Source organism: Saccharomonospora amisosensis (assembly GCF_011761185.1).
Lineage (GTDB): Bacteria > Actinomycetota > Actinomycetes > Mycobacteriales > Pseudonocardiaceae > Saccharomonospora_A > Saccharomonospora_A amisosensis.
Map to the genome: position 1 here is coordinate 1 of NZ_JAAOYM010000003.1, position 20,811 is coordinate 20,811.

The 20,811-nt window shown below is 66.7% G+C and carries 14 protein-coding genes and 9 pseudogenes; 9 read left to right on the top strand and 14 right to left on the bottom strand.

All coding sequences use genetic code 11. The features are described 5' to 3' along the window. Positions 1 to 235: 235 nt before the first annotated feature. The 6 genes and pseudogenes from FHU38_RS25440 to FHU38_RS25465 all read right to left on the bottom strand — a co-directional run. Entirely contained in the window at positions 236 to 1,099 is an 864-nt protein-coding gene (locus FHU38_RS25440; protein ID WP_009156926.1) for an MlaE family ABC transporter permease, read from the bottom strand. Between the two features lie 141 nt (positions 1,100 to 1,240). After that, positions 1,241 to 1,678, bottom strand: coding sequence for a hypothetical protein (locus tag FHU38_RS25445; RefSeq protein ID WP_167165498.1), 438 nt, complete (start codon positions 1,676 to 1,678; stop codon positions 1,241 to 1,243). 169 nt (positions 1,679 to 1,847) lie between these two features. After that, positions 1,848 to 2,158 (bottom strand): annotated as a pseudogene (locus FHU38_RS25450) (integrase core domain-containing protein); the annotation flags it as partial. Between the two features lie 7 nt (positions 2,159 to 2,165). Beyond that, a pseudogene (locus FHU38_RS25455) lies at positions 2,166 to 2,366 on the bottom strand (transposase); the annotation flags it as partial. After that, positions 2,367 to 3,425, bottom strand: a complete 1,059-nt coding sequence (locus FHU38_RS25460) for an IS110 family RNA-guided transposase (protein WP_009156928.1) — start codon at positions 3,423 to 3,425, stop codon at positions 2,367 to 2,369. Positions 3,426 to 3,525: 100 nt separating this feature from the next. Next, positions 3,526 to 4,005, bottom strand: a pseudogene (locus tag FHU38_RS25465) (transposase); the annotation flags it as partial. Between the two features lie 521 nt (positions 4,006 to 4,526). Between FHU38_RS25465 and FHU38_RS25470 the strand changes: the two are divergent. The 5 genes and pseudogenes from FHU38_RS25470 to FHU38_RS25485 form a co-directional block, all read left to right on the top strand. Beyond that, a pseudogene (locus FHU38_RS25470) lies at positions 4,527 to 5,207 on the top strand (transposase family protein); the annotation flags it as partial. A gap of 45 nt (positions 5,208 to 5,252) precedes the next feature. Beyond that, a complete protein-coding gene (locus tag FHU38_RS25475) occupies positions 5,253 to 5,570 on the top strand; it encodes a helix-turn-helix domain-containing protein (RefSeq protein WP_083841069.1) in 318 nt (105 codons plus the stop codon). Positions 5,571 to 5,587: 17 nt separating this feature from the next. Then, a pseudogene (locus FHU38_RS28060) lies at positions 5,588 to 5,836 on the top strand (IS3 family transposase); the annotation flags it as partial. 161 nt (positions 5,837 to 5,997) lie between these two features. Then, positions 5,998 to 6,495 carry an integrase core domain-containing protein gene (locus FHU38_RS28065; RefSeq protein WP_313886908.1) on the top strand — a complete coding sequence of 166 codons (498 nt, stop codon included), beginning with the start codon at positions 5,998 to 6,000 and terminating at the stop codon, positions 6,493 to 6,495. Between the two features lie 24 nt (positions 6,496 to 6,519). Further along, positions 6,520 to 6,636, top strand: a pseudogene (locus tag FHU38_RS25485) (IS5/IS1182 family transposase); the annotation flags it as partial. A 7-nt stretch (positions 6,637 to 6,643) separates the two neighbouring features. On the opposite strand, the gene FHU38_RS27585 reads toward FHU38_RS25485, so the two are convergent. After that, positions 6,644 to 7,147, bottom strand: a complete 504-nt coding sequence (locus FHU38_RS27585; protein ID WP_167177258.1) for an LLM class flavin-dependent oxidoreductase — start codon at positions 7,145 to 7,147, stop codon at positions 6,644 to 6,646. 42 nt (positions 7,148 to 7,189) lie between these two features. Between FHU38_RS27585 and FHU38_RS25495 the strand changes: the two genes are divergently transcribed. The 3 genes from FHU38_RS25495 to FHU38_RS25505 are packed head-to-tail and all read left to right on the top strand — an operon-like array spanning position 7,190 to position 9,555. After that, positions 7,190 to 7,825 carry a TetR/AcrR family transcriptional regulator gene (locus tag FHU38_RS25495; RefSeq protein WP_167177260.1) on the top strand — a complete coding sequence of 212 codons (636 nt, stop codon included), beginning with the start codon at positions 7,190 to 7,192 and terminating at the stop codon, positions 7,823 to 7,825. Positions 7,826 to 7,869: 44 nt separating this feature from the next. Beyond that, complete coding sequence (locus FHU38_RS25500; protein ID WP_009156930.1) at positions 7,870 to 8,355, top strand: PaaI family thioesterase; 486 nt, start codon at positions 7,870 to 7,872, stop codon at positions 8,353 to 8,355. A 54-nt stretch (positions 8,356 to 8,409) separates the two neighbouring features. Next, positions 8,410 to 9,555 (top strand): acyl-CoA dehydrogenase family protein, encoded by a 1,146-nt coding sequence (locus tag FHU38_RS25505; protein WP_009156931.1) that lies wholly within the window; start codon positions 8,410 to 8,412, stop codon positions 9,553 to 9,555. A 265-nt stretch (positions 9,556 to 9,820) separates the two neighbouring features. Here the strand turns inward: FHU38_RS25505 and FHU38_RS25515 are convergent. After that, positions 9,821 to 11,105 (bottom strand): annotated as a pseudogene (locus FHU38_RS25515) (ISL3 family transposase). A gap of 111 nt (positions 11,106 to 11,216) precedes the next feature. Beyond that, positions 11,217 to 11,567, bottom strand: a pseudogene (locus FHU38_RS25520) (transposase); the annotation flags it as partial. A gap of 48 nt (positions 11,568 to 11,615) precedes the next feature. Between FHU38_RS25520 and FHU38_RS25525 the strand changes: the two are divergent. Further along, positions 11,616 to 11,828 (top strand): annotated as a pseudogene (locus tag FHU38_RS25525) (transposase); the annotation flags it as partial. A gap of 84 nt (positions 11,829 to 11,912) precedes the next feature. On the opposite strand, the gene FHU38_RS25530 reads toward FHU38_RS25525, so the two are convergent. From FHU38_RS25530 to ltrA, 5 genes are all read right to left on the bottom strand, one after another. Beyond that, the gene (locus FHU38_RS25530; RefSeq protein WP_167177262.1) at positions 11,913 to 12,902 is read right to left on the bottom strand and encodes a hypothetical protein; all 990 of its coding nucleotides are present in this window, start codon (positions 12,900 to 12,902) and stop codon (positions 11,913 to 11,915) included. Positions 12,903 to 12,974: 72 nt separating this feature from the next. Then, positions 12,975 to 14,063, bottom strand: coding sequence for a replication-relaxation family protein (locus tag FHU38_RS25535; protein WP_167177264.1), 1,089 nt, complete (start codon positions 14,061 to 14,063; stop codon positions 12,975 to 12,977). 106 nt (positions 14,064 to 14,169) lie between these two features. Next, positions 14,170 to 16,728, bottom strand: a complete 2,559-nt coding sequence (locus FHU38_RS25540; RefSeq protein ID WP_167177267.1) for a type IV secretory system conjugative DNA transfer family protein — start codon at positions 16,726 to 16,728, stop codon at positions 14,170 to 14,172. Positions 16,729 to 16,787: 59 nt separating this feature from the next. Continuing rightward, positions 16,788 to 18,665 carry a VirB4 family type IV secretion system protein gene (locus tag FHU38_RS25545; protein ID WP_009156936.1) on the bottom strand — a complete coding sequence of 626 codons (1,878 nt, stop codon included), beginning with the start codon at positions 18,663 to 18,665 and terminating at the stop codon, positions 16,788 to 16,790. Between the two features lie 95 nt (positions 18,666 to 18,760). After that, positions 18,761 to 20,533 (bottom strand): group II intron reverse transcriptase/maturase, encoded by a 1,773-nt coding sequence (ltrA, locus tag FHU38_RS25550; RefSeq protein ID WP_208417053.1) that lies wholly within the window; start codon positions 20,531 to 20,533, stop codon positions 18,761 to 18,763. Between the last annotated feature and the right edge of the window lie 278 nt (positions 20,534 to 20,811).

Here is a 20,811-nt window from a genome sequence, read left to right on the forward strand (position 1 = left end):
TTGGTGGAACACCTCGGTCGGGTAATGACGCAAGTCAGGTAACGCGCGAACCACCTGCCAGGAGAACCGCGCGATGTCACCACCGGTCGTCACCGCCTCCTTGATGGACTTGACGATACTGCCCGGGGAGACGATGACATCGGCCGGCTTCGGAGGACGGGCTCGTGAACGGCCGGCCTGCGTGCCGGTCTCTGTCGGTCGTGGCATTCCGCTACTCACAGGGTCCACCGCCTCATCACTTGAAGACAATCATGTCCGGGTTCACACCGAGAATGATCGCGGTGAACACGGCATTGACGATCCAGATGGTCGCGAATGCGATGACGACCGCCTGGTTCACCGCCTTGCCGACACCGATGGGGCCGCTCCCCGGGTTCATCCCCTTGTAGCAGCAGACGACGCCTATGATCATGCCGAACAGCGACGTCTTGACCACGCTCGCCCAGATATCGGTCGTTGTCGCGTTGTCGAAAAAGCTCGCCACGAAGGCGCTCGGATTCGCCTCGAGAATAGGGACGGCCGCGATGTATCCACCGACGACGCCGAATACCAACGCCACGATGTCCATCAATCCCGTGATGAGCGTCAGCGCGACAACTCGAGGCACCACAAGCGTCCGGATCGGATCGACGCCGAGCACTTCCATGGCGTCGATCTCTTCCCGAATACGGCGCGCACCGAGGTCGGCGGTGATGGCGGTGCCCATGACTCCGGCGATGATCATCGCGTTGATCCACGGCGCGAACTCGCGCACGCTCGCCATGATGAAGAACGAACCCAGACGCTCGGGAATGCCGAACAGATAGAAGATGTTGCCACCTTGGAGGCCAGGTGCGCCAAGTCCGAATGCGATCGTGGAAATGATCATCGGAATTGAGCACAACCTCAGCGTGAGGAACATCTGGTCCCGGACCTCGCCCCAGTAGCCCATCGGGTGGCGAATCGCCGAGTACAGAACGACACCGAGTAGCCGCACCATCTCGCCGGCCTGCTCGAACGGCTTCGCTACCGACGAACCGAGACCACCAAGTGTGCGCGTTTTGGCTTCGGGCTCGCGCGACGGCCGCCGCGATGACACCGAGATGTCGGTGGAAGTCAAAGCCGCTCCTATGATTCAGACGTGTGCCGATGCTGACGACTTGGGCAGCAGACATGGCCGGAGCTGCCCGGCGGCGGGGGGCTTGCCAGGCCGTCAACCCGTACAGGATCGACGAACGCGAGGCTCACATGAGGTCGCCGACTACCTTCGGCTGCCCTGCAGAAAGCCGACGGCAGCTCCGGTGATCAGCGAGGCCGCCACCGTCAGAGCGATCTGCGCCGGATCACCGCCGGCGGGGCCGAGCAACACCAGCGGCAACATCAGTAAATAGCTGCTCATCGCGGCCACCGCGCCGTGCACGATGGGAATGCGCGCCCTGCCGACGCGGCGCGCCGCCACCACGAAAGCAACCAATGCCACGAGTGGAAGCCACAGCTGAGACAATGCTGGAGTCCAAGCGGCGACGAGCGGATGCGTAAGACTTCCCAGCAGCAGGACGGTGAATCCCGTAGACGCGCCACGTACCGCGAGCGGCATGTCGATGACGTCCCCAGGCGCTCGCTGCCCGGCTCCTCCTTGACCGGAGCCGCTTCGGCGGGTCCGCTCCGCATGCTGGCGGCGAACCGACGTCACACCCATGTGATCAAACCTCTCTGTCGCGCGGCGCTGCGCAGTTCCCGTTCGACACCGCAGGCACGACCCGAACGCAGTGAGAGTATGCCGTGGATCACACGGCACGTGTGGGCCAACACTGGTCCGAACGGGCCAACGAACAACACGAGTGAACCGCCCCGGCGTGTCCGGAGAGCTATGGGTTTAAGAGCTCAGCGGGTTGCTGGGCCCGGTCGTGAACGTAGTAGGCGGTTTCGAGTTCGACCGGTGGGATGTCGCCGCAGTACTCGTGGAGACGGCGGTGATTGAACCAGTCGACCCATTCGGCGGTGGCGAACTCGACCTGCTCGACCGTGCGCCACGGCTTACGGGCTTGATCAGCTCAGTATCGTAGAGGCCGTTGATCGTCTCAGCCAGGGCGTTGTCGTAGCTGTTGCCGACGGTGCCAATCGAGGCGTCGACGCCGGCTGCGGTCAGACGTTCGGTGAAGGCCAGTGATGTGTACTGCCTGGGTTCAACCGGTGGTTGCAACACCGGGTTGTTGGAGCGAGCGTAGTTGTTCGTCGAAGATTTCGGCGGGGGTCTTCCAGTCGAGGCTCTTGCGGGGCCGGTTGTTGAGCGCGAGAGCGACGGCTTCGAGGTTCTCGGCGGATCATCGCGAGAGGTCCGTGCCTTTCGGGAAGTACTGGCGCAGCAGGCCGTTGATGCTTCTATGTCAAGCGGCGTGGTCGTGGCGGGTGATGTGGTGTTGCCAGGAGGCTTGATCGGTGGTCATGGCCCGGTGGATGACGTCGATGAGGTGACGTTGGAGGATGCGTCGGGCGCCGCGGCTGCCCTTGGTGGGTTCGTGGCGGGCCAGTAACGCCTGCGCGGCGGGATAGCGCCGTTTCTGCACGATGGCTGCGGTGTAGAGGACGCTGTTCAGGCGGCGGTTGCCGCCCCGATGCAGGCGGTGGCGTTCTTTGTCGGCGGAGTAGACAGGGATCGGTGCGCAGCCGGTGTAGCGGGCAAGTTTGGCAGAGCTGGAAAAGCGGGTGATGTCACCGATTTCAGCGATCAAAATCGCTGCGGAGATGTGGCTGATCCCGGTGATTTCCAGCAGTGTGGGGGCCAGCGGGGTCACGAGCTCCCTGATGGCGTCGTCGAGCTGGCGGACACGTCGGTTGAGCTCAGCAATCTCCATGCTCATCTCGGTGAGCGCCTGGCGGACGTGCGCGCCCAGCGAGGCCGCGTCCAGCAATGCGGTCACCGCGTCCATGCCCTTGGGACGGGCGAGATCGCCCGGAGTGTGGTCGAGCCAGACATGCAGTTGCGCCTTGAGCTGATTGATCATCATGGTGCGCCGCTTGATGAGATCCGCGCGATAGTCGACCAGGACACGCAGCTCACGCACTCGCTCGTCGATGCGGTGCCGGTCAAGGCCGGGAGTAGCGAGGGCGGCGTGAGCGGCTGCGGCGGCGTCGACCGGGTCAGACTTGGTGCCGGTGGCGGCGTGCAGCTTGCGGTGGGCCGCGGTCAACCGGGCCGGAACCCAGACCACCTCCTGGCTGGCGAGCAACAGACCGTCAGCCAGGCGGCGGGCGAACCCACGGCCGTCCTCGATCGCCCAGGTTACGGGCATGTCACCCGCGATCGACCGAACCCAGGTGAGCAGCACAGTGATCATGAACGCGTCGTTCTTCACGGTCAGCGGCTTGCCGAGCCGCCTGCCCTGAGCGTTGACGGCCACCGCGACGTGGACGTGCTTGTGCGGGTCGATCCCTACTGTCACCATCGAAATGTCCTCTCCTCCGCTGCCGTGGATGACGGGGCAGAGGCAAGAGCCCTGGCCAGGGGACAGACCTATTGCGAGTTGACGGCTCAGCAGGCTTCTATCAAGTCACCCCGGTCAGGGCTCTCGCCCTGTGGACCACCGTGGACACATCAACGGAAAGCCTTGCGGCACGTGTTCTCCGAGTCACCCAGCGGCCCGACCGGAGCGTCTCCCGTCGAAGAAGCCCGGCCTTGATCACCCTGCACCAATAGGTGTTCTCGTTCGTACCGCGTTGCCACGGCGAGTGAGGGTCGGCGAAGAACACCTTCGTGCCCGTGTCGAGCGCGACCTGAGCGTGGCCAGAGAGCTCTTTGCCACGGTCCCAGGTGAGCGTCTTGCGGAGTTGCTCGGGAAGCTTGGTCATTGATGCCGTCAGTGCGGCGTTCATCGCGGCCGCGCCGTATCCACCAAGTGCCGGGCCGTTCTTGACCTGTGGTGTCTCGCCATAGCCTTCCAGGCGCGGCAGATGCACCAGCAGGGTCGAACGACTCTTGCGTTCGACGATCGTGCCGATCGCTGACCGGCCGGTGCCGATGATGAGTCGGGTAGGACCGGCGGGTTCCCCGCCGGTCCCCTGAGAACTGCCCGTGCGGCTTTCACCGCAGGCAGCTCAAGCAAGCTGCGAGGGCGGTTCCGGTCGTGGTGGCGGGCTGCTGCGTTGGCGGGCGCGGAGCGATCGCCTGCAGCTACGGAGGTTGAACTGTCAGGGTTTGATCCGGCGTGTCGGGCTGACGACGGCTGATGACTGCGGTATCTGGTTTCGGGTGCGTTATCCCGATGGTGGTGGGCTGATGGCTGAGGGTCGTGCCCGGCGTGAGGCGGTTCGGTTGCAGGCGGCGGAGTTGTTCGCCTAGGACGTGCCGGTGCCGGAGGTCGCCAAGAGATTACGGGTATCGCACAACGCTCTGTGAGCCGTTTTCATCCTGGTCTGGATGCGTTGGCAGGCAAGGACTCTCGCTGATCACGAGTTGATGATCTTCGGCGTGTCGGCGCCGTGATGTGGTAAAGCCCCTGGTAGCAGGACTTTCGACCAAAATCGTTCTGCTGAACCAGGGGCTTCAGGTGTTGTTCTACCGTGCTGCGCTGCCGTTGTCACGTCAGACCCTGACCTTCGTGTCCGGGCTGATCCGCACGTACCGCCGCGAGATCGGCTCGCCGTGGCGGTTGCTCAACACAGCCGAGCAGGCGTTGCTGGTGTTGGTCCACCTGCGCAAGGGCGAGCCGTTCGCCGAGGTCGGCGCCGGGTTCGGGGTGTCGACCACGACGTGCTGGCGGTATGTGAACGAGACCGTCGAACTGCTCACCGCGCGGGCGCCGAAGCTGCGTGCGGCGCTGCGGGAGGCCAAGCGTGCAGGCCATGCCTATGTGGTCATCGACGGCACGCTGATCCCGATCGACCGGGTCGCCGCCGACCGGCCCTTCTACTCGGGCAAACACCGCAAGCACGGGGTGAACGTGCAGGTCATCGCCTCACCGGACGGCGCCATCCTGTGAGTGTCCGGTGACCTGCCCGGCGCCACGCATGACACCGCGGCCGCCCGGATCTGGAACATTCTCGCCGCCCTGCGCGACGCCGGGCTGATCGCGTTGGGCGACAAGGGTTACCACGGCTACGACCCGACCGGAGAACACGTGATCACGCCGTACAAGGGCCGCAACAAGCCCGAATCGCAAACCGACGCCAACCGGGCCCACGCCCGGCTCCGCGGCCCCGGTGAACGCGCCAATGTCGCGCGTCAGACTTTGTGGCTCAGGGGTTATGTAGGTTCCTGAGCAGGAGGTATGAGGATGAGCCGTCCCCCGGTGTTCCCGGCTGAGGACAAGATCCGGATCGTGCTGAGCGTGTTGTCTGGTGAGTTGACGATCGCTGAGGCCGCTCGGCAGAACAGGGTTTCCGAGCAGTCGGTGTCGCGGTGGAAGGCCCAGTTCTTGGAGGGTGGCCGGGCGGGGGTGGCTGCGGGTGGCAAGCCGGGGCCCTCCGGTCGCGAGGAGCAGTTGCAGGCGCAGATCGATGAGCTGACCCAAGCGTTGGGTGAGGCGCATGTCGAGTTGCGGGTGTGGAAGCGCTCGGCGGAGCGGCTGGCCCCTTCGAGGACCTCGAGGTGATTCGCCAAGACGCGGCGATGCCGGTCTCGAGGTTCACCGCCCTGTTCGGCATCCCGCGCCGTACCTATACCCGCTGGATCGCCAGAGCCCGGGTCGGTCGTGCGTCGAAGGGTCCGTGGCCGGCGCCGGCGGTCGAGCGCGTGGAGCCGCTCGTGGAGAAATACGCCCAGGCGTGGCCGGCGTGGGGCCACCGCAAGATCCACGCTCTGATGCGAGCGGACGGCCATGAGGTGTCGGTATCCACTGTGGAGCGGGCGATGCGGCGGCGGAACCTGTTACAGCCCAAGGAATACCAGGCCGAATGCAGGGAGCTGTCCAAGGCCCGCAAGGCCGCGTTCGCCGACCCGCCAACCGGCCCGAACCAGGTGTGGCAGCTGGACTTCTCGGAGTTCGAGACGACCCGTGGCGGGATCTGGCGGATTGCCGGGTGCGCGCGGACTACTTCTCCAAGTACGAGTTCGGCTGGCATCTCGCGACGACCTGCAACGCAGGCGATGCCGAGCTCGCCGTGCGGGTCGCGATCGCCGAGGCCGAGCGGCTGGCCGGCGGCACACCGCTGGCCGAGCAGCTCACCGACCGTGTCACCGGCAGGATCAGAAGGATCAAGCTGGTCACCGACAACGGCGGGGCGTTCAAAGGCAGCAGATTCGCCGCGTTCATCGCCTCCCGGCCCGAGTTGCTGCACATCCGCACCCGGCGGCGCTCACCCGGCCAGAACGGGGTGCGTGAGCGGGCGTTCGGATCGCTGAAGTACGAGCACCTCTACCGGCTGGAGATCAGCGACGGTCCGAGTCTCGCGGTCGAGGCCGAGGCCTACCGGCAGGTCTTCAACCACATCCGGCCGCACGAGGCACTGGACTTCGCGCGGCCTGTAGAGATCCACCAGCAAGATCAACAGGCACAACTTTCAAACACAGAAAACTGAGCCAGAAACTTGACGCGAGACACCAACGCCCAGCTCAAGACCTAGCGCATCCTACGCAAACTCCGCAACTGCCCACGCCGCGCCGGCCGCCTGACCAAAGCCATCCACGTCCTACAGAACTACGAACTCGCGAACGGATGAAAAAGGCTCACTCCTCATCCATCCAGGCTTGATCGTCTCCATCAAACCTGGTATGGAACAGCCGGTCCTGCTGCATGCGACGCGTGCCCGTACCCAGTCCGAGGATCAGTCGACCGCCGCAGGGCATGTCCAGGTCCCGCGTCTCGGTGGCCAGCACCAGCGGGCTGCGCCCGAACGCGTAGGCGGCCCCTGTGCCCAGGGTGATCGACCCGGTCACCGCCGCCACCGCGACCACGGCCGAGCGGTTGTAGAACTGCGCCGCCCACGCCCACTCAAACCCCACTCGTTCGGCGTCCGCAGCCATTGCCGCCACTTCGTGCACATCCCGGCCGGTGCACACCAGAGAAAGTCCCGTTCCGAATCCCGGGATGTCTGCAGGCCCAGCCACGGACGAGCGGTCAGCTGCCATGAACCGCACGACGTGGCCAAAGCCATCCGCGGCCAGCTGCCCATCCTTCGACTGTCGCACCGGCATCACCTCCACCGCCCTCCAACTTCTGACATAGATCACAGTCCAAATGATTCTGACTGGAGGGTATGTCAAGATGGGGCTATGTCGGTGCCGAAGCGAAGCTATCGGGGGATCAGTGCCCAGCAGCGTCGCGACGATCGACGCCAGCAGTTGTTGGAGGCCGGGTTGGATCTGCTGGGCAGCCAGGAGTGGCGGCAGACCACGATGACGGCCGTCTGTCCGCGGGCTGGTCTGACCGAGCGTTACTTCTACGAGAGCTTCTCCGACCGTGATGCGCTGTTGCCGGCGGTGCTGGATCGGATCGTGTCTCAGATCCGTGATGTTGGACTGCACGCTTTGGCGACCACCGATGGTGATCCCTACACGAAAGCCACAGCGGCGATTAGCGCGTTCGTCGACCTGCTCACGAATGATCCGCGTATCGGCCGCGTGGCCATGCTGGAATCCGCTGCCGCCGACCCGTTGCATGCCCGGCGGCACGAACTGCTGCGGGAGTTCGCCCAGCTGATCGCCACGCATGCCCATGCCTTGCACGGCGCCGACGCACTCTCGCCACCGCACGACCAGATCGCCGGTCTGTTGCTCACCAGTGGCCTCGCCGAACTGCTCATGGCCTGGCTGGCCGGGGAGTTGTCGGTCAGTCGCCAGGACATCATCGAGGTCGCCGCCACCCAGTTCGCCGCCGCCACCCGGCGAAACCCAACCTCAATCCGGTGACACGACCGCCTTGCTGACCTCTAGTTTGGGAGGATCGACACGCGATGGCCGACCCCTCGCTCATCTCGCTGCCGCCGCACCACCCCCAGTGCCTGGGATGCGGTCCGGACAACCCGGCCGGCTTGCATCTGGAGGTCTACCGTGACGGGGACAGCGTGGCCACCGACGTGGCATTCGACGCCCGGCATCGGGGTGCCCCTGGCCTGGCACACGGTGGCGCGATCTCTGCGGCCTGCGACGACCTGTTCGGCTTCGTGCTCTACCTTGTGCAGGAGATCGCCGTCACCCGCACGCTGACGGTCAACTACCTGGCACCGGTGCCGCTAGGTCAGCCACACCGCATCACCGCACGCCTGCAGCGCCGCCAGGGCCGACGGCTCCACCTGGAAGCCACCGGCACAGGCCACGACGGAGTGACCCGGTTCATCGCAGAAGCACTGTTTCTCGTCGTCGACCGCGAACATTTCACCCCGCACGGCGCCGACGCCGATGTTCTGGCCATGTTCAACCGACCGCCCGAACACTGCTGACAAGCACACGTGCCCGCACCCGTTGGGGAATGAGCAACAGCGAAGGAGCATGCCATGAGTGAGTACCGCAGCCGGTGGACGACCGCTGATCTTGACGAGTTCCGTGATCTGGCACGTCAGTTCTGCAGGAAAGAACTGGCCCCGAACCAGCAACGCTGGGCCGAGCAGAAAAGCGTCGACCGGGAGCTGTGGACCAAGGCTGGAGAGATAGGGCTGCTGTGCCTGTCCATTCCGGAGGAGTACGGCGGAGGTGGTGGTTCGTTCGCGCACGAGGCCGTGCTGCTGGAAGAGCAGGCCGCCAGCGGCGACAGTTGCTGGGGTGTGGGGCTGCACAACGCGATCGTGGCGCACTACCTGCTCGCATATGGCACCGAGGACCAGAAGCAGGCGTGGCTGCCTAAACTCGCCACCGGCGAATGGGTGGGCGCCATCGCCATGACCGAACCGGGAACCGGCTCCGACCTGCAAAACGTGGCGACGAAAGCGATCCGTGACGGCGATGGCTATGTGGTCAACGGTGCCAAGACCTTCATCACCAACGGTGGCCAGGCCGACGTGGTGATCGTGGTCGCCAAGACCGATCCAACCTTGGGTGCGGAGGGCATTTCGCTGGTCGTGGTGGAAACCGACCGCGCGGGATTCCGGCGCGGACGGGTACTGGACAAGGTCGGCCTGCACGGGCAGGACACCGCGGAGTTGTTCTTCGACGACGTCCGCGTCCCGGCCACCAACCTCCTCGGCACCGCCGAGGGTCAGGGCTTCCTCCAGCTGATGCAGCAACTCCCGCAGGAACGGCTGCTCATCGGTATCGCCTCGGTCGCCGCCCTGGAAGCCGCGCTGGAAGACACGCTGTCTTACACCAAAACCCGGCAGGCCTTCGGCCGGCAGATCTTCTCCTTCCAGAACACCAAGTTCACCCTTGCCGAGGCCGCCACCGAGGCCCGAGTGTGCCGGGTGTTCCTCGACGACTGCATCAGCCGGCACCTCGACGGCGGCCTGGACGTAGCCACCGCCGCTATGCTCAAGTGGTGGTGCAGCGACCGAGCGATGCGGGTGATCGACAACTGTCTCCAACTCCACGGTGGCTACGGGTACATGAGCGAGTACCGCATCGCCCGCGCCTGGACCGACCAGCGAGTCCAGAAGATCTACGGCGGCACCAACGAGATCATGAAGGAGATCATCGCCCGCACGCTGTGACTCGACGTTCACCGGAACCGTGTGCGCCGAAACCGCGGCCGCCGGCACCGGCGGCCGCGGTTTCGGCACCCTCCGGGCACACGAGCGACGATCCTCTGCCACCCGGAGAGGATCATGATCATGAGTGTTGCGGTTGCCGCCGGTGAGACGCACCGCCAGCGGGATGCCGCCGCCGTCGCAGATCACATGGTGCTTGGAGCCGGTCTTGGCCCGGTCGACCGGGCTGGGACCGGTATCCGGGCCCCCTTTTTCGGGCTCTGTTGATCTATGTGTGGGTGCGGTCTGGTAGTTCGGGGCGGTAGCCGCCGAGGGCCAGAAGTGCGAGGGAGATGAGGGCGTCGGGGTGTTTGAATCCGAAGGCCAGTCGTGTCAGCAGCCGGATCTTGGTGTTGGTCGATTCGATCAGCGCGTTCGACAGGCCGTGGTCGAGCGTCGCGTGGATGGCGGCGAGCTCGGATCGGATGGTGCGGGCGAGTTTGGTGAACTCGGGTATTCGGCATCGTGCCGCCCAGGACAGCCAGCGTTGCAACGCTTCTTTACCGGCTTCGCCACCGATTGCGAAGACGTGCCGGAGTCCTTCTTTGAGCAGGTAAGCGCGGTAGAGGCGGGGGTCGGTTTTGGCTATCCAGGCAAGCTTGTGGCGTTGGTGATCGTTGAGGTTTTTGCGGGTTCTTCCACAACGCCCATCGTGCTCGTTTCATGGTTTGTGCGGCACCGGCCGAGGCCCGCCGGCCGCGCCGGTCCTTATTGCTGCCGCCGGGCTGACGGCGCGCGGTGTTCCATGCCTGACGCCGTACCTGGTCCAGCGCGTCGGTGGCCCACTTGACCACGTGAAACGGGTCAGCGCAGCGGGTTGCGTCCGGGCAGTACTGGGCCACGGTGCGGGCAATCCAGGCCGCCGCATCCGCAGACACATGCGTGATCTGCGCGCACCGGTCGGGGCCGAGTAACTCGAAGAACGCCGCCAGCGTGGGCTTGTCGTTGCCCGGCGCTGCCCATACCAGCCGTCCGGTGTCGTGATCGACCACCACGGTGAGATACCGGTGGTTCTTCTTGTAGCTGATCTCGTCGATCCCGATCCGGCGCAGCCCGGCCAGCCGATCAACCCGGGCGTCGATATCGGCCCGGACCCGGGTGATGATCGCCCCCACGGTGGGCCAGGCGATCCGCATCAGCTGCCGGACCGTGGACCTCGACGTCGCGGTCGCCAGCCAGGCGACGGTGTCATCGAAGGCGCGGGTATGCCCGGCGCCGTGCCGGGCCCAGGGCACCGCGCTGACCACGATCCCGTGCTCACGACACCGCACCCGGGATGCGGCAGCTTCGACGAACGCCTGCACGGTTCCCAGGTCCAGCGCACGCCATCGACGCCGGCCCCGGCCGGCGTCATAGCGCGGACACCGCCGACGACACACCCCGCACCGGTCACGATCCCGCCGCCGGACCCGCACCGCGGCCACCAGCACCTGCTCGGCCTCATCGAACTCCACCGACTCCACGACCGCTGTGTTCACGCCCAGCAGCCGACCCCATACCCTGACACCGGGCACGTCGTTCTCCGTCTATCCGGTTTCTGTTCCTCGACAGCTCAGAAACCTAGACCCAGCAACGACGTGCCCCCTCTACTACCTGAGCAAACTACCCACACATCAGTACAAAGAGCCCCTTTTGGCCCTGACGGATGCTCCGTCCAGGACCGCGCGCGACCAGTCGATCAGCCCTTGGCCACCCAGTTCGTCCAGCACCGCCTGGTGCACCTGCCTCCACAACCCGACCTCGGTCCACTTGGTGAACGTCCGATGCGCCGTGGGTACCGACACCCCGAACGACGGCGGCAGGTGTCGCCACGCACACCCGCTGGTCAAAACGAACACGATGGCCGTGAACACCGCCCGCGGATCCGGCCGCGCCCGGCCGCCACCCTGCGGACGCTCCTTCGCCGGTGGAATCAGCGGTTCCACCAACACCCACAGTTCGTCGGGCACCAACCGTTGCGACAGCGAGTCGATCACAGCCCAAGATCATGACAGCCCAACGACAAAGAACCAAACGAGACACACTCTAACCAGATCGAGAGCCTCAATTCGCGGTTCCGTCAGGCGACCCGTCGGCGCGGCCATTTCCCCACCGACCAAGCCGCACTGAAAGTTCTCTATCTCGTTATCAGAAAACCCCTCAAAAACCGCACCAACATCACCGGAAAAACGGTAGGCTGGAGGCGGGCATTGAACACGCTGTCCATTTACTACGGTGACAGGATCAACGCTCAGTAACCAGACAGGCGATCACCAGCCCGCCCACGAAGATCCTTACAGTCCCATCATGCCGAGTCATCGCTCATCGAGTAATGGTCACTATCAGTACATGGAGATGTGTACGTGGTCGTAGTGGCAGCCGGTGAGGTTGGCGGGGTTGGGGCAGCCGTAGGCGCTGGAGGTGTAGGGCGTCCAAGTGGGTTGTTTGGCTGACCAGTATTGGCCTTGCCAGATGAGGTAGTGGATTCCGAGGTGGGTTTGGTGGGCGGTGAGCCAGTTCGCGGCCCGCCATCCGTCGGCGACCGAGGCGGGGTCGTGGGGGTTGAACATGAGGTCGCAGGCGCGGCCTCTTGGGTGGTCGGAGGTGGGGTTGGCTGGGCGGGGTGCGTGGCAGCGCAGTCCTGTGCCGGTTACTCCGGTGGTTCGGAGGGTGTGGACCAGCGCGAGGGTGCGGGGTGTGATGCGGCCGTTGCTGGTGGGGTCGGGTTCGGTGGCGTGTTCGGCAGGCCAGTCGGTGCGGGTTTGTCCTGGTGCCCCGGTGAGGTTGGTGCAGGACAGGCCGGTGAGTGCGCCGACGACCTGCCGGGCGCGATGTTCGTGCGCGGCGTAGCGGTTGGGGAATCCGGAGCGTTGCACGGCTTGCGCGCTGGTGGCGAGGTCGCTGTGCTGCCAGTTCGGTATTGCGAGCAGGTGGTTGTAGAACTGGGTGGCGGCGTAGCTTGGGGTGAGGATCTGTTGGGGTGTGCCCCATCCCATCGAGGGTCGTTGCTGGAAGAGGCCGAGGCTGTCGCGGTCGCCGTGGTGCAGGTTACGCAGCCCGGATTCCTGCATCGCGGTGGCGATCGCGATGACCCGTCCGTACTGGGGCACGTGCATCTGTTTGCCGACGGCCACGATGGTGGTGGCGTTTGCCCGTTGTTGGGTGGTCAAGCCGGGCACGGTTGTGGGTGTGCCGTCCGGTGTGCAGGTGAGTGCGCCCGGTGAGGCGCTGCTCGCGGTGAAGGCGTTGGTGATTCCGGTGATTGCGGCGCCGATGAGTATTGGTATGGCCAGGACGAGGGCGGCGACCCCGGTACCGAGTTTGCCAGTCATTTCTGATCGCTGTCCCTTTCGCGCGGCGCTCGACATCGGACTGGAGCTGGGAAGTCGGGGAGGTGCCCCTTGTCAGCGCTGGCCGCGGGTGAGGCGGTTGGGTGTGGCTGGTGGTGGGATGGGGTTCGGGGGTGGCAGCCGATAGGGCGTGGCCGCCGCGAGGTCCCTGGCTTGGGGCTCACCGTGTTCGGTGGTGGGGTCGGTTGGTGGGGCGAGGCCGGGCCAGGCGTTGGCGAGATCGGCGAGGCGGTAGCGCGGGCCGGCGCGGTCGGTGCGCGTTGAGGCCAGCGGTAGCCACACCGAGTCGGCGGGACTGGGATGCGGGGCGGCCGGGTCGAGCAGGTCGGCTGCCGCGGTGGCCACTGGCACCGCGCGAGGGTCGTCGAGTTGGGTATGCACCCGGGCCAGCGCCGCGCGGGCCCCGGCTTCGCGGCGGCTGGTGGGCAGCCATACCAGCACCGGTGTCGCGATGCCGGTGGATTCGGCCAGCCGCGCGTATCCGGCCAGCTTGCGACCGACTTTGGTGAGGGATTCGGTGCCGGTGTCGAATTCGAGGAACCATTCCACCGTCCGCGCGGTGTTGTCGTGGCGGGTGCGCCAGCGGCCGTAGGCGTCGGGGATGACGAGGTCGCCGAAGTGGCGGGCGCAGCGGGATTCCGACCACCATGCCACCAGCGCGGCCTGTGCTGTGGGGGTGTGGCGGGTGTGGGCGATCAGTGAGGTGAAGAAGTTGTTCACGCCGATGGTGTGGGCGAGGCGCTGGTTGTGGGCGATTCCCATGGCGCGGTCGTGGCGGTAGCCGAGGTCTTTGACTTCCAGGCCGTGTTCGGCGGCGAGCACGGTGGCGCCGGCTGGGCCGAGGACGTAGTGCATGGGTGCCGAGCCGAGTTGCTGGAACGGTTGGAATCGTGAGAGGGCGCGCCAGAGGTAGAGGTCGCGTAGCCGTTGGCGGGCCGAGCGGCCGGAGGGGAATGTGGCGTCCCGGATCTGGCTGCTGGTCAGGACGCGGTGTTCGTGCAGCAGGGCCAGTAGCCACTTGTCGCGGGCGGTGAGCCGGGACGCGAGCATGGCCTGGTGTTCGACCGTGCTGGCGGCGCGGATGGTGGGGCGGCCGGGTAGGTGGCTGCGCAGTGTGTGCTGGCGGGTGGTGGTGGTGATCACGCGCGCTCCTGGAAGGTATCAACAGGGTGTGGATAACTACTGTGGGTAGCTCGGAGCTGACTCCAGCGGCTCCCTTGTGGTGTGGCGAAGTCCTTCGGGCGGGTGGTTAGGGGCCGCTGCGGCGCGGGTCGGTCGTGGGAGGTCGACTCGGCGGGACTCGCCGTCCTGTCGGGGCGGGCCGGGTCGTGGTGGCGGGCGCGTCGCTGCGGGTTGTGTCGCTGTTTGCGGTGCTGTGCGCCTTGCGCTGGGCCCGGAGCAGGGAGCGGATTTCCCGTGCCCGTCCGGGAATCGGGTCGGGCAGGGGTGCGGTGCTCATGGTGAAGGGTTCGGTTTCCTCGCCGTGCACGACCAGTCGGGTGGCGGTGTGGTAGGCGCCCAGGTGCGACAGGTCGTGCTCGGATAGCCGGGGTGCGGTGTGCCTGGCGAGTTCGCGGGCGTCCTCGGGGCCGGCGGCGAAGAAGATCTTGCTGCGGGCGTTGGTGGAGATTCCCTCCTTGAGCTCTCGGGGTAGCTGCCCGAGGTGTTGGTGCGCCAGGGTCATCGAGACGCGAAACCCCCGTGCTTCGGCGAGCATGTCTTCCAGTGGGTAGGGCAGGTTCAAGAAGTTGTGGCACTCGTCGACCACCAGTGAGGCGTCGGGGCGCAGGCGCTGCGGGATGCGGGCGCGGGCGGTGGTTGCCTGCCAGGTGCGGGCCACGACCAGCGAGCCGACCAGCCGTGTGGTTTCTTCGCCGAGCGAGCCTTTGGGGATGCGGACCAGGCAGATGCCGCCCTCGTCGAGCACCTGGGACATGTCCACGGTGGAGCGTCCCCCGGCGATGGCCGCTTTCACGAAGGGGCGCAGCAGGAATGCCCGCAGTTTGTTCATCAGGGGTGAGATCACTTGGCTGCGGGAGCTGTCGGTGAGGTCGTCGTACCATTCCCAGAATCCGGTCAGCACCGGGTCGGTCAGGCCTGCGGTGATGCGGGAGCGAAACGCCTCACTGGCCAGGAGTTTCGGCAAGTCGGCCAGGGTGGGCACGCCTTCTTGTGCCCGCAGGGTGAGGCAGGCGGCGCGCATGAGGTCGTCGGTGCGTGGGCCCCAGAATGCCGAGTACACCCGGCGGAAGACGGAGACCAGGTTGTCGACCTCACGGTCGGTGTTCCCGCCTTCCAGGGGGTTGAGGATGGGTGGGCGATGCAGGGAGTCGGCGTCGAAGAGCACCATCCGGTTCGCGGCCGAGCGGGGTAGCCGGTTGAGGATGTCGGTGACCAGGTCACCTTTGGGGTCGATCAAGACGATGCCGCGGTGGTGGTCCGCGTCGTCGAGGACGAGGTTTCCCAGCAGGGTCGATTTCCCGCTTCCGGTGGCGCCGAGCACGTGCAGGTGGTGGCGCGCGTCGGCGACCCGCAGCCCGATCGGGCGGGCGTGGCCGGTGTCGGCCTGCCCGAGGGGTTTGGCGTCCGGTCCGGGTGTGGCCACGCCCTGCGGTGGGGCGATGGCCTTGGCGCCCGCGCGTTCGACCCCGGGGATGTCGGCGTCGGTGGGCAGGTGCGCGATCGCCGCCAGTTCCGGCACCGACAGCAGGTCCCCGCGATCGAGGCGTCGGGCTGCGAGCGCGTGGGCGGGGTGGCGTAGGCGGGTGCGGGTGTAGTGGTTGTGGTCGGTGTAGGCGGCGAACGCGGCGGCCAGCGCGTGTGCCCGGCCGCGCGCGGTGTCGCGGGCCTGGCGTGCCAGCTCGTCGGCGGCATCGGCGGGCAGGTCGGTGGCGACGGCGTAACGCACGAGGGTCTCGTACTGCGAGCCACGTTGTTTGCCCACGATCGCCTTGTTGTGGGCGGAGTATTCCAGCGACAGCTGCGGATCGTGGCTGATGCGCCGCGCCTGCGAGATTCGGCCGCCTCGGGTGGCGTTACTCCCTGGCGTGAGCGCGTCGAGGATCCGGCCGGCAAGCGGGCCCGGGGAGCCGTGGTGTATCCCGCGAGCCGTGCGGCGGGCCCGGGCCACGCGGCGGCCGGTGACCGGGCGGGCGAGGATCTGTACGCAGGCGTGTTCGTGGTGGCCGAGGCCGACCGGGGCGCCCAGGAGCCCGCAGAGAGGGTCGGCGTCAAAGGCCGTGCGGATCGGTAGTGCTTCACAGCGGGCGAGGCGGAGTTGCCCGCCGACCGTGATCCGTCGCCGCCCGGTTTCCGGCTCGGGCAGCGGTGAGGCGGCGGTAGTGGTGCGGGTGTGTGAACCGGGCCAGGCGGCTTCGATCGCCCGTTCCACCAAGGACGGTGGGATGACGCCGGGCACCCAGAACTGCACGGTGACGCCGTGCTCGCCGAACACGTACTCCATCGCCAGGTGGGGTTGGCCTGCCCACAGCCGCCGCCATGCCGGGCGCAGCAGTCCGACGAGATTGGCCCACAGGGCGGCCCCACCGGTCGGATCGACGGTGGGCGGGGCGAGCACCGTGATCCGGCGTGCGTCGACCTGCAGGGCGGCGTGACGGCGATCGCGCCACCAGCGGCGAGCCGCGAGCGCGCCCGCCAGGGCCGCGGCCAGGGCGGGCACGGCGACGGGACCCCAGGTCAGCGTCCAGTCCCGCAGGGCGGTGAGCAGGTCGAGGGTGGTGCCGCCGGGGTCGCGCAGATAGTCACCCACCCAGCCGGGCATCGCGGATGCCGCAGCGTGTGTGGTCATGACACCAACTCCCTTCGGGGAATCTCCAGAAAGCCACGGGGCCACAGCGCCTGGCTCGTTCACGCGGGGTCGAGGTCGACGTAGGTGTCGGCCAGGCCGCTGTCGGTGGCGTCCGGGTCTTGTTCGGCGAACTGGGCGAGTTCGGCCGGGTCGGTGGTGACGAGGTAGTTCTCCGTGGGTGAGGCCAGCGACTGGAACGCCACGCGTTGCGTGCCGGAGGACAGCAGTCCCTGGCCGCGGTCGGCCGACAGTAGGAACTGCCGCTCTCCTGCGGAGAGGTCGAAGGTTTCGGCGATTTCGTCGATGGCCTGCGGTGCCTGGCGCAGCAGGATTTGTGTGGCCGCGTTGCTCACGATGGCTTTGCCCAAATCGCTGCCGAGTAGGTCGGCGGTGTCCTGTGTGGCTACGGTCAGTCCCGCCCAGTGTTTGCGGGCGGCTTTGGCCATGCGGAACAGGAACTTCGCGCCTTCGGGCTGCTGCATCAGCAGCCACGCCTCGTCGACGACGACCAGCCGGGGCCGCCGGTACACGGGATGGGACACGTGTCGCCAGACCGCGTCGAGCACGAGCAGGGTGCCGATCGCGCGCAGTTCGTCGGGCAGATCCCGCAGCGAGAACACCACGAGGTGCCCGTCCGGGGTCACGGTCGTGGGACCGTCGAAGAGGTCGCCGAACGCCCCGTCGACGAAGGGATGCAACCTCGCCGCCAGATCACCGGCCACCGTGTCACCGTCGTCGCCGGTGGAGGCGAGCACGTCACGCAGATCGCGCAGCAGCGGCGCCGGGCGCGTCCAGGTCCGGGCGTCATGGGTGATGCCCGCGCGCCGGTAGGTGGCGGTGATCGCGGTATCGAGGACGGCGCGTTCGGCGGCGGTGACCTCCGTGCCCAAGAGCACCGCCAGGACGGTGTGCAGGAACAGGCTGCGCCGCTTGAGGGCGTCTCGTGGTGCGGTGCGCCGTCCCCGGGCGTCGGTGTGCACGGGCAGGTCGAACGGGTTCAGCCGCACCCCGCCCGCGCCGAGGTGCACGTAGCTGCCGCCGACCTGGCAGGCCAGTCGGGCGTACTCGTCTTCGGGGTCGACGACGAACGCCTGCACCCCCTGCGCGGCCGCCCCGTCGTCGGTGCTTTCGGGGTTGCGGTAGAGGCTGCGCAGCGTTTCGAGCTTGACGAGGTAACTCTTGCCCGCGCCGCTTCGGCCCAGGACGACGGAGTTGTAGTTGTCGCAGGCGAACCGGTCCCAGTGCACCAGCCCGGCAGAGCCGATGTTGTAGCCGTAGAGCACGCCGCTGGGGGAGGCGGTGGTCGGGTCCGTGGGCGGCAGATCCGGTGAGGTGAACGGATACGCGGCCGAGGCGGCCGCGGTGTCGAACGTCCTTTTCAGACCAAGCGGGTCCAGCCCGAGCGGCAGCGTGGATACCCACCCCTGCAACGCCCGGTAGGTGGCGGGTTTGGCGTCCAGCAGCAGCGACGCGCACAGCGACCGCAGTGCCGAGACTTCCTCGGCGAGTGTGGCTTCGTCGGGGGCGTGGACGGTGAGGTAGAGGCCGCAGCGGAACAGGCGCCCGTCGCCGCGGGCGATGCGGTGGGAGAGTTCGGCGGCGTCCTCGGCCGCGGCGTCCAGGTCTGGGTCGTCGAGCCGGTCATGCCGAGCGTTGTGCCGACGGGAGGACTCCAGCTTCGCGCGTTGCTTGCGCAGCCCACTGGCGGCGGTGGCCGGATCAAGGGGCTGGACATGCACCGACACGTCCAGCCGCGCGGGGTAGGTCAGCAGCGGGGCGAGCCAACCGGGATAGACCTCCTGCGGATAGCCGGTGACCCCGAAGCTGGCGACGAACTCGTTGCCGACCTCCAAGTGCCGGGCGGCCACCGACAACGAGTCGGGGGTGAATGCCTCCGCCGACCCCGAGCGGGGCGCGGTGTGTCGGGTGCGTGCCATGAGGTGTCTACCTTTCGATCTGTCGGGTAGGCCCCCCGCATTGCTGCGGGGGAGCCCCCCTCAGAACCGGACGTGCACCTTTCGGCGCATCCGGCTCAAGCAGGTCCCAAGGACCGTGCAGAAGGGAGCTCCAGGGGGCCACACTGACTGCCAATTGCGTGGTGACTGCGGTGGCAGTCGGCGTGGACGAGCAAAAAGGGAGATTGCGCATGGTGTCCTCCGGTTGATCGGTAGATCAGGCCGTCCGTGGTGCGGGTGCGGTGTAATGCCGCGAACCAATTCGCCCAGTCATGTACTGAGTCAGGTTCGTAGCCCGCGCCCGCGATGAGGTCCAGCCCGCAGAGTGGGCAGAGCCCTTTCTGTTTCGCAGCAAGGCTGACGTGGAATTGCCCGTCGGCCTGTGGGTGCCTGTATTTCCGTGTCCGCGCGGCCCAGTAGTCCGTCAGGCTCGGGTCGTCTTTGGACGCCGTTCCCTTGACCGGGATGTGCCGTTGGATGACGGTCCACACGAACTTGTACAGGTACCGTCCACTGTGATGATCACCGAACACCCAGTGGTCGTCGCGCCGGGAATGGAAGCGCCCGAAGTACCGGTCCTTGGTCCATGACCGGCTTTTCCGGGGATGCCGCCGCAGGGCCCATCTCCATGTCCTGTGCCACACGTAGTGGTCCAGGTCGGCGAAGATTTCCTTGGCTACCGCACCGCGGTAGTAGGTGGCCCAGCCCTTGATCAACGGGTTGAGACGCTGGATCAGCAGCTCCGTGGTCGGGCTCTGCTCGACGATCCGGCGAATCTTGTCCTTGACCCGTTTCACCGCCTCGGCGCTGGGCTTGATGAGCGTCTTCGGGCCGTACTTCCTCACGTTGAAGCCGAGGAAGTCGAAACCATCCTGGAGCCGGACGATTCGTGTCTTGTCCGGATGGATGGTCAGCCCGCGTGGCTCCAGCCACTCGGCCAGTTTCTCCTTGACCTGTTCGGCCTCGGTCTTCGAGGTGCAGAACACCACGAAGTCGTCGGCGTAGCGGACCAGGAGCGGCACCTGGGCCCTCTGCCTTTCGGTGAGATTGTCCAGGTCGCCGATAGCGGCTCCCATGCCGTGCAAGGCGATGTTCAGCAGAAGCGGGCTGATGACACCGCCCTGGGGAGTTCCTTCCCCGGTGGCAATGAATCGCCCGTCCTGCATCACACCGGCCTTCAACCACCGGAGGACTGCCCCAGCAGCGGGGAAACCTCCGATAGCGTCCATCAGGCGTGTGTGGTCGATCCTGTCGAAAGCGCCGGCCAGGTCCGCGTCGAGGACCCACGTGCGGCGAGCAGTGCTGCGCGCGGTGAGCCGGAAGATCTTCTCGATCGCGTCGTGACAGCCACGTCCAGGGCGAAAACCGTAGTTCTTGCCCTCGAACCGCGCTTCCCATTCAGGTTCGAGGGCGTTTTTCACCCTGGCCTGCTGCGCCCGGTCCCGGATCGTCGGGATACCGAGCGGACGGGATTTCCCACCAGCCTTCGGGATGTGCACTCGCCGTACCGGCCTGACGTCGGTGGCGGGCTCGTGGGCGAGTGTCCTCGCCAGTCTGCCTCGCTCCTGTGCCGTCAGAGCCCTCGCCCCGTCGATGCCGGGAGTACGGCGCCCCGCGCTGAGCTGCGTGACCCGGCGAACACTCACCAGAGTGTTCGCGCGGGAGCGCAGCATGAGCTTCTGGAGATTCCGGACCTTCTTCAGGTCCCCTTCCTGCGCGGCCGTGAAGATCCGTTGCCTCAGTCGCCGTACGTCCCGCTCGGCCTGTGCCCAGTTGATGCTGTGCCAGGCTTGCGCGTCGCCCGTGGCCTCGTTCAACGGAGGCACCGCCATGTCGGCTACCGCGTCCACGTTGTTCCCTTCCGTCGTCTAACTCGGCTGCTGGTAATGACTTCTGTGTGCTCGGTTGTCCTCACGGACCCACCAGACCCGCGTGGGCTCCCTTTCGGGCCCGGCCACCATGGGCCGGTATCCGCCGGGTTATGCGCAGCGGCTGAGGTGCCTGGTGCTGCGGTTTCCCCTGGGCTTTCGCCCCAGCGGCGTTCGCTTCTCGGGTCTTCCTGTTCCCGCAAGGGAGTTCTGCCGTGGTTGCCCGTGGCTTACCGAAACGCATCCGCTTCGGACCCTTA

What these genes read in the sequence shown, in the direction of transcription:
- FHU38_RS25495 (WP_167177260.1), top strand. Translation starts at nt 7,190, where the DNA reads ATGTCGGTGCCGAAGCGAAGCTATCGGGGGATCAGTGCCCAGCAGCGT.
- FHU38_RS25530 (WP_167177262.1), bottom strand. Translation starts at nt 12,902, where the DNA reads ATGACTGGCAAACTCGGTACCGGGGTCGCCGCCCTCGTCCTGGCCATA.
- FHU38_RS25505 (WP_009156931.1), top strand. Translation starts at nt 8,410, where the DNA reads ATGAGTGAGTACCGCAGCCGGTGGACGACCGCTGATCTTGACGAGTTC.
- FHU38_RS25475 (WP_083841069.1), top strand. Translation starts at nt 5,253, where the DNA reads ATGAGCCGTCCCCCGGTGTTCCCGGCTGAGGACAAGATCCGGATCGTG.
- FHU38_RS25500 (WP_009156930.1), top strand. Translation starts at nt 7,870, where the DNA reads ATGGCCGACCCCTCGCTCATCTCGCTGCCGCCGCACCACCCCCAGTGC.
- FHU38_RS25445 (WP_167165498.1), bottom strand. Translation starts at nt 1,678, where the DNA reads ATGGGTGTGACGTCGGTTCGCCGCCAGCATGCGGAGCGGACCCGCCGA.
- FHU38_RS25545 (WP_009156936.1), bottom strand. Translation starts at nt 18,665, where the DNA reads ATGGCACGCACCCGACACACCGCGCCCCGCTCGGGGTCGGCGGAGGCA.
- FHU38_RS25540 (WP_167177267.1), bottom strand. Translation starts at nt 16,728, where the DNA reads ATGACCACACACGCTGCGGCATCCGCGATGCCCGGCTGGGTGGGTGAC.
- FHU38_RS25460 (WP_009156928.1), bottom strand. Translation starts at nt 3,425, where the DNA reads ATGGTGACAGTAGGGATCGACCCGCACAAGCACGTCCACGTCGCGGTG.